This window comes from Gilvimarinus sp. 2_MG-2023, from assembly GCF_030547685.1.
Taxonomy (GTDB): Bacteria; Pseudomonadota; Gammaproteobacteria; order Pseudomonadales; family Cellvibrionaceae; genus Gilvimarinus.
On the sequence record NZ_JAUOQM010000036.1, the window covers coordinates 1 to 8,431 of the forward strand.

Genomic DNA, 8,431 nt, shown 5'->3' on the forward strand with positions numbered 1-8,431 from the left:
TTTGCTCACGCAATATTTTGTCAACGGGCGCAACTTCTCGCTTAGCTTTAGAGCTAACTTTTAGCGGTTAAAAGTTTTCGTATGTTGTTGGAAATTATTGACGCTAGAATATTTTTTAGTGCTCGATCTTATGAAATTAAGAGATAAGTTAAGACTGGCCGTTGGTGCAAGGCGGCCTTGAATGTTAATCGTAAAATGCTGGACCAATTTACTAAGAGATGTAGCTTACTTCTCTGGTTTTAATTGAATGGCGAACTTCTATGGAGTTTATATGAAGAGTTGCACCCGTTTTGTTGTGTGGGTTGTAGTTGCTTTGACTTTGGTGAGCTCGATGGCTCAGGCAGATACCTTAAAGCCGAACATTATTGTTATCTATACCGATGATCAAGGCTACGGTGATTCTAGCTATCTAAATCCCGAGTCCAAAATTAAAACCCCCAGTATTGATCGTTTGGCGACAGAGGGTATTGCCTTTACACACGGCCATAGTTCCGAGAGTGTTTGTACGCCCTCGCGTTACAGTTTGTTAACAGGGCGATATTCATGGAGAACTCATTTAAAGACCGGAGTGATGAAGGCGGAAGCAACGGGATTAATACCTGACAATAGGATGACCTTGGCGTCCATGTTGCGAGACAATGGTTATAGCACTGCGATGGTTGGTAAGTGGCATTTGGGAATGGAGTTTCCCGGTGAGTTTGGTCAGCGTGATTGGAGTAAGCCGGTAGAAGATATGCCACTCGATAAGGGGTTCGACTATTTTTATGGTATCCCTGCATCTCTTAACTATGGTGTATTGGCCTGGTTTGATGGGCGTCATGCAAAGATTCCCCCGACCCAGTTTGGTGCGAAAAGGGATAATGAGCGGCATGTCGATTACCGGATCAAGCCTCCATACTATCAATCTGTGGCAGAGCTAAAAACGCACACCGATCGTACGCCATTAGAGATTGCGCCTGACTTCATCGACAACAAAGCTCTGACGCGGTTTACCGATAAAGCCATTGAGTGGATTGACAGTAAAAAACAAGAAGCAAAAGACGGATCTCCATTTTTTGTTTATTTGCCTTACACGTCACCTCATTATCCCGTGGCGCCTCTAAAAGAGTTTTGGGGCAAAAGCGAGGTGGGCGCTTATGGTGACTTTATGATGGAAACGGATTATCACGTTGGACGGATATTGGATTATCTGAAGGAAGCTGGCTTAGATGATAATACGATGATTGTTTTCACCAGCGACAATGGACCAGAAAACTCTTGGAAGGAGCGAATCACTGAGTTTGGGCACGACAGTAGCGGGATTTTTAAAGGCGGCAAGCGAGATATTTATGAGGGCGGCCATCGCGTTCCGTTCTTTGTGCGCTGGCCAGAGGGTATTGATAACCCTGGTCGAGATTGGGATAAGCCAGTGGGCCAGGTCGATTTGCTGGCAACTTTCTCTGAGTTGGTTAACTTCCCACTGCCAGATGACGGTGGTGAAGACAGTCAAAGCTTTGCATCACTATTGACCAACGCTAAAGCTGATTATGAGCGGGTGCCCTTGGTTCAGTCAGCCTACGGTCGTTTTTCCATTACGGAGGGCGACTGGAAACTCATTATGCCGGGTGACGGTATTGTGAATAAAGAGTTTCCTTCGAGATCAATACCGGCAACTGAACTGGAGTTGTATAACTTGAAGCAGGATCCGGCCGAGACAAATAATGTGGTAAAGCAGCACCCGAAGATCGTTGCCAGCCTGCACAATCAATTAACCGAGATTGTGGTAAGTGGGCGCTCGACACCAGGTAAACCTCAGGCCAACGATACCGGTTATTGGCCTGAGCTGACTTGGATGACAGAAGAAGAATATGAAGCGGCTCACGAGCAAGTACAATGATATTTGACGCTCGAAACGGACAAGTTTTCTTGTGCGTGCTTGTCGGGTTGCTATTATTTTTACCTGCGGCTCTTATCGCGCAGGCTGACGATATTCAGATCAGCAGTTCTGCCGGGCGTGTGAAAGGGACTATGCTGGATAATACCGTGGTCTTTAAGGGAATACCTTTCGCCGCACCCCCGGTCGGAGATCGACGCTGGGCCGTACCCCAACCGATCCAAAATTGGATGGGGACTTTCAATGCTACGTTCGACCCACCTGCTTGTTTGCAACAATTAACCCCGGAGCGTCTCACTCGCGAGGAGGCTTACCAATATGCCCCACAGAGTGAGGATTGTCTGTACCTTAGTGTGTATGCTCCTCTTGATGCCATCGCGGAGGAGCGTGGTAAGTCTTTGCCGGTTTTATTTCTGATTCATAGTGGAGGCCGAACAGCGGGCTCGATGCGTAATATGAACGCGCAGATCGCAGAGTTTAATCGTCGGGGCATTGTGGTTGTCACCGCGCAATACCGGTTAGGTATTTTCAGCTTTTTTGCCCACCCGGAATTGTCGGCCGAATCTCCCCATAAGAGTTCTGGCAATTACGGCACTATGGATTTGGTGAGTGCGCTCCAATGGGTGCGGAGTCATATTGCTTCTTTTGGCGGTGACCCGAAAACCATTACCGTCTCAGGAGCCTCTGGGGGCGGGTCGGCTGTCGGTGCACTTTTGGCAACGCCGCTCGCCAAAGGTTTGTTTCAACGAGCCGCTCCTTTTTGCAGCAATGCGGCTATCAATCGCATGCACCGATTGCGTCAGCCTACGTTGGATCAACCGTCTGCAGAAACGTTGGGGGTTCGCTTTGCTCAATCGGTGCAGGCGCAATCGTTGGCAGAGCTGAGAAATATGCCCGCACGGCAATTGCAACAGCGAGTGCTGAGCTCGGGTGTGGCTAACTTTGATCCGCCTACAGGGGCAGGCGATGTGGTCGATGGCTGGGTTTTCCCCCAGTCGATTCGCGATTTACACCAAAGCGGCAAGCGTGCCGATGTGCCGGTAATGTTGGGCTTTAATGCCGATGAGGTCTCGGTGTTCCATCGGGCAAGACTGGTTGACGCTGTACCTGCTAGCAGCGATGCGTATGTAAAATCCATTCGCGAACGATACGGTAATATAAGCGAGGATTTTTTACGCCTTTATCCGTCAGATGATCTATTGACTAGCGTCTATCACGCGGGACGGGACCGGGTTGCCGGTTATGGCGCAGAAACTTTGGCTCGATACTCCAGCAAGGTCTCGTCTCCAACATATTTATACTATATGGCGCACCGACCACCTTATGCCGATGAGCCGGTGGCGGGAGTCAATGTCACGAAAGGTGTTGCCCACTGTGCCGATGCCAACTATTTTTACGGTCGCAATTTGCACGCCGAGATCGGTGAGACTGGTATCACTGCTGCCGATCAAGAACTATCGCAATTGATGTTCAATTATTTAGTTAACTTTATTAAAACTGGTAAGCCGAACCAAGATGGGCTGCCGGGTTGGCCGTCGTATGATACAGGCGCTCAAGGTTATATGCGTTTTGAGCACGGAGTAGCACAGCCCTCCAACAATCTTTTACCCGGCATGTGGGAGTTGTATGAAAAGATTCGGTTGCGTGATGATGCCAGTGGTCAGTTTCGAAGCTGGCTGGGAGGCTGGGCGTCTGATAGTCTTCTACGCCGAAGTCGTGCCGCTGGGGCAGTAATAGAATGATTGTATCGAGGTTAATTTGAACCGATTCGTTAGGCGGTTAGTTCTGGGCCGGATCGGCGGCTTTATTTTGCTTCTCTTGGCTCAGCATGGCCTTTGCGCTGATGATGGGTTTGTCGGGGTTGCCACCTGTGCCGGGTGTCACAGCAACGAGTATAAGCTCTGGCAAGGGTCACATCACGATTGGGCGATGAAACCCGCTACACCAGAGTATGTGCTGGGGGATTTTGGCGATGTTACCGTAGATCACTACGGCGATAAGAGCCGTTTTTTTCGGCGTGATGATACCTTTTTAGTAGAGACGACCAATGCTAAAGGTGACACCGAAGTGTTTGAAATTGCCTATACCTTCGGCGTGGAGCCTCTGCAACAGTACTTGATCGCATTTCCCGATGGACGGCTGCAGGCGCTGAGTCTCTCCTGGGACAGTCGGCCCGAGTCCGAGGGAGGGCAGCGTTGGTTTCACCTTTATCCCGACGAACGAATTCCCCATGACGATGCGCTGCACTGGACGGGGACATACTTCAACTGGAACAGCCGGTGTGCCCATTGCCACTCGACTAATCTGGAAAAAAACTACGACGAAAAAACCAATAGCTACGACACTCGCTGGTCGGAAATTAACGTTGCCTGTGAGGCCTGCCATGGGCCCGGACAATCACACGTGGAGTGGGCTAAAAATAACACCGGCGCTGCGGCACATCAGCATTTGGGGTTTAATCGCTCGATCAGCGCTGTGAATCAGTGGCTGCACAGTGCGGACCGCGACACCGCGCAGACGACTGCGGCGGTTACTCCGGATTTGAATGGTCAGCTTTCTACCTGCGGCAGTTGTCACTCGCGCAGAATGTTGATTGACGACCCGGATAAACCCGGACACTTTTTTGATAAGCACCAGATCGAATCCTTGACGCCCCCGCTGTACCACTCGGGTGGTCAAATACGCGATGAAGTCTATGTCATGGGTTCCTTCCTGCAAAGTAAGATGTATCAGAAAGGAGTGGTGTGCTCCAATTGCCACGAGCCTCACAGTTTGAAATTGCGGGCAGAGGGTAACGCCGTCTGCGCTCAGTGTCACAAGCCGTCCGTCTTTGACACCGAAAAACACCACCATCACCCTCCCGCTAGTAGTGGGGCGCAGTGCGCTAATTGCCATATGCCGGAAACAACTTATATGGTGGTGGATCCCAGACGAGATCACAGTATACGTATTCCCAGGCCGGATCTTAGCGTAGGGCATGATACGCCCAACGCTTGCACCCAATGTCATCAAGATCAAACCAATGTCTGGGCTGCTAATGCGATGGAGAAATGGTTACAGGCGTCAAACAAAACCTTGCCGCCGCACTACGGCGAGGCCTTGGCGGTAGGGCACAGTGGCGCTGTACCGGCGCAACAGTTACTGAGCCAGCTGGCGAATAATGCCGAGCAGCCTGGCATTGTGCGGGGGACGGCGCTGTCATTGCTGTCCGGTCAATACGATAGTCAGGCATTGAAGGCGGCCCGAGCGAATCTGGGTGATGAGGATCCGTTGGTGCGCCTTGGGGCGGTCAGAGTGTTGGCGATGTTACCCATCGAGCAGCGGATAGGGGATTTACTGCCGATGCTAAGCGATCCGCGAAGGGTGGTGCGTCTTGAGGCGACTAGGCTATTGCATGAAGTTGAAGATCAGCAGCTAAATAAAGAGCAGCTGTCGGTGCTGAAGCGGGCTCGGCAGGAGTATTTGGCGGTATTAAAGCACCATGCCGATACCCCGAGTGGCCAAGTCAACTTGAGCCAGTATCACGTCGCCCGAGGTCAGTACGATTCTGCTGAAAAAGCTCTGCAAAAGGCGTTGGTGCTAGCGCCATATAACTTGCCGGCAACCATGGGGCTGGCAGATTTATACCGCGTGCGGGGGCAGGATGCCAAGGGCGAGCCATTATTGCGAGCCTTTATTAAACACAATGCAGAGATCGCGGGTATTCACCATTCGCTTGGCTTGCTGTTAATCCGGCAAAAGCGCTATGAAGACGGGGTCGTTGCCTTGGCTCGCGCGGCTGAACTGGAGCCAAATAACATTCGCTTTGGGTATGTCTATGCGGTGGCATTGACCTCGCGTGGCCACCTTGGCAAGGGAGTTGACGTGCTGGAGGCGCTGTATAAGCTGCAGCCTGATAATCAGGAAGTACTCTTCGCCTTGTTGGATGCTCTGCAGCGGTCTCAACAATGGCAGAAGGCGCTCGTTTATGCCGAAAAGCTACAAAAGCTAGAGCCAGATAATCCACAAATTGATCAATTTATTCGTTATTTGCAAAGCCAATAACGCCTTGTTGAGTTGAGTCTCGCTCTTGCCGGTCAAGGGCGTCAACTCGTTGACCGGGTATGTGCTGTTGCTAAAGAGTTAGAAGCACGATAGATAATAGTGGAATCCCTGTAGGGTTATTATTAATAGCAAACATCTCAGTATGGCCCGTATCGGAGACGCTTGAGGTCGGGCGCAAGCATGCTGGTATTTGACGTGCGGTTGCCGATCGTGTCGTGGGCTCTATCGGCCCTACACTCCTGTCTCGTGCTCTCAAGCCGCTCTAGCTGTGTCCAGGGTGAGTCATTTCTGACCAAACTTTTTGCCAGTACTGTTCCATTGAGTAATTAAGCGCGTATTGCGCGCTTAACGGAGTGGGCTTGGGTTGAGCTCCGTCCTGCCTTAACTGGCAAGTGATTAAGGTCAGGCGGTTTCAGCGGGTAATCCTTATGCACTTTGTTGTTTTTTATTAATAAAAATATTATACTCGAGGCCAATCTATGGAAGCTGTAAAAATATCGTGGATAGAGTGGATATGAATGACAGGCGATTAGTTCTGGTGAACGAAAATGACAATGTGCTGGTGTGTTGCGGCCAAGTTGGGGCGGGAGAGACCGTCGTTCTTGAAGGTGAGAGCCTCATCATGGGTGTCGATATCCATGTCGGCCACAAAGTGGCGCGCCGAGCAATTGGTAAGGGCGAAAAAATCTTTCGTTATGGGGCCCCCATCGGCTCCGCCACGGTCGATATTGCCTTTGGCGAGCATGTGCACATGCACAATATAAAAAGTGATTACATCCCCAGCCACACGCGGGAGAAAAAAATGGAGGTGGGTCAATGAAGGGCTACTTACGGGCCGACGGCCGCAAGGGCATTCGCAATATTGTCGTGGTCGTTTATCTAGTGGAGTGTGCCCATCACGTCGCGCGCGCGGTGGTCAGTCGTGCTAATTCCGACGCGGTACAACTGATAGGCTTTCCCGGCTGTTTTCCTAATGAGTACTCGCTCACCATGATGGAGCGTTTATGCACCCACCCTAACATCGGTGGCGTGGTACTTGTTTCGCTCGGGTGTGAAGGTTTTAACCGTGAACGGTTGAGCAAAACAATTGCAGACAGTGGTCGCCCCGTTCGCACCTTGGTGATTCAGGAATCCGGCGGTACCCGGCGAACCATTGAATCCGGCCTGGAGGCTGTGGAAGCGACGCAGCGTGAAATAGCCGCTACGCCGATGGTGGATATGGGCGTAGCGGAGCTCGTCGTCGGTACGATTTGCGGTGGCTCGGACGGTACCAGTGGTATCAGTGCGAATCCGGCGGTAGGGCGTAGCTTCGACACTCTTGTTGAACAAGGGGCAGCCTGTATTTTTGAGGAAACCGGCGAGCTGATTGGTTGTGAGCAAGTGATGGCAGATCGTGCCGCCACACCTGAGCTGGGCCAAGAGATATTGGCGGCCGTAGAAAAAGCAGAGAATTATTACCGGGTGATGGGGTATGGCAGTTTCGCCCCAGGCAATGCCGAGGGCGGGCTGACCACGCAGGAAGAAAAATCGCTAGGAGCTTATGCTAAATCCGGCGCATCGAAAATTCACGGGCTGATTAAACCCGGTGATGTTGTCACCCAGGGCGGGCTCTACTTGCTGGACGTGGTTCCTGATGGCGAGCCCCGATTCGGCTTTCCCAACATCGTCGATAATGCCGAAATTGTCGAGCTGATAGCCTCCGGCTCTCATCTTGTTCTGTTTACCACCGGGCGCGGATCTGTCGTGGGTTCGGCGATTTCTCCGGTCATTAAAGTGTGTGCCAATCCGGAAACGTACCAGAAACTGGCCGATGATATGGACGTCAACGCCGGTAAGATCATAGACGGTGAGGGCACTGTGAACAGTGTTGGTGAGGAAATTTTTGAGTTGGTGTGTAAAGTGGCGGATGGTGAGAAAACCAAGTCCGAAGAGTTAGGGCATCAGGAGTTTGTCCTGACCTATAAACAGTTTGAGCCTACCGGACCTGCCTGCCTACCGGTGTCGCGCTAAATAGGGACTAACGGCAGAGAAGGCTAAGAGCAAACTGAAGAACGAGAGGCGATAGAAGACCATGGCGATAAATAAACGACAAATTGGTGCAACCTCGCTAGCAGTGACAGAGCTGGGATTTGGCGCGGCTACCTTGGGTAATCTCTATCAACCCATGTCCGATGAAAGCGCCCGCGCCGCGATCGATAAAGCTCTGGAGTTAGGGCTCAATCAATTCGATACAGCTCCCTTTTACGGTTTTGGTCTGAGTGAGCGTCGGGTGGGGGATGCACTGCGCGCGCACGCCGCTTCTGACTATGTGCTCTCCACCAAAGTGGGGCGGCTGTTACAACCGTGCGGTAAGGCCGAGGATAAATACGGCTTCTGCTCCCCCATGCCGTTTGAGCCGGTGTACGACTATTCTTATGACGGCATTATGCGTTCGTTTGAGCACAGTATTCAGCGCCTCGGTTTGCCCAAGATCGATATCCTTTACATGCACGATATTGGCCGGGTAACCCACGG

Annotated in this window: 7 protein-coding genes; 6 read left to right on the forward strand and 1 reads right to left on the reverse strand. The window is 51.5% G+C overall.

Annotated features, from left to right (window positions below):
- Positions 1-271 precede the first annotated feature (271 nt).
- Both Q4526_RS08010 and Q4526_RS08015 read left to right on the forward strand, forming a co-directional pair.
- Entirely contained in the window at positions 272-1,876 is a 1,605-nt protein-coding gene (locus Q4526_RS08010) for an arylsulfatase (RefSeq protein ID WP_215976522.1), read from the forward strand.
- Positions 1,873-3,615, forward strand: a complete 1,743-nt coding sequence (locus Q4526_RS08015; protein ID WP_215976523.1) for a carboxylesterase/lipase family protein — start codon at positions 1,873-1,875, stop codon at positions 3,613-3,615. The genes Q4526_RS08010 and Q4526_RS08015 overlap by 4 nt, the downstream gene beginning before the upstream one ends.
- 37 nt (positions 3,616-3,652) lie before the next feature.
- Here the strand turns inward: Q4526_RS08015 and Q4526_RS08020 are convergent, their stop codons facing one another.
- Positions 3,653-3,781: a hypothetical protein gene (locus Q4526_RS08020; protein WP_303609587.1), complete on the reverse strand. Its 129-nt coding sequence runs from the start codon at positions 3,779-3,781 to the stop codon at positions 3,653-3,655.
- Positions 3,782-3,802: 21 nt separating this feature from the next.
- On the opposite strand from Q4526_RS08020, the gene Q4526_RS08025 reads away from it, so the two are divergent.
- The 4 genes from Q4526_RS08025 to Q4526_RS08040 all read left to right on the forward strand — a co-directional run.
- A complete protein-coding gene (locus tag Q4526_RS08025; RefSeq protein WP_215976524.1) occupies positions 3,803-5,917 on the forward strand; it encodes a tetratricopeptide repeat protein in 2,115 nt (704 codons plus the stop codon).
- Positions 5,918-6,431: 514 nt separating this feature from the next.
- Entirely contained in the window at positions 6,432-6,737 is a 306-nt protein-coding gene (locus Q4526_RS08030) for a UxaA family hydrolase (protein ID WP_215976525.1), read from the forward strand.
- A complete protein-coding gene (locus Q4526_RS08035; RefSeq protein WP_215976526.1) occupies positions 6,734-7,927 on the forward strand; it encodes a UxaA family hydrolase in 1,194 nt (397 codons plus the stop codon). The genes Q4526_RS08030 and Q4526_RS08035 overlap by 4 nt, the downstream gene beginning before the upstream one ends.
- Positions 7,928-7,988: 61 nt before the next feature.
- A partial coding sequence (locus Q4526_RS08040; protein ID WP_215976527.1) for an aldo/keto reductase occupies positions 7,989-8,431 on the forward strand: 443 nt, incomplete at its 3' end.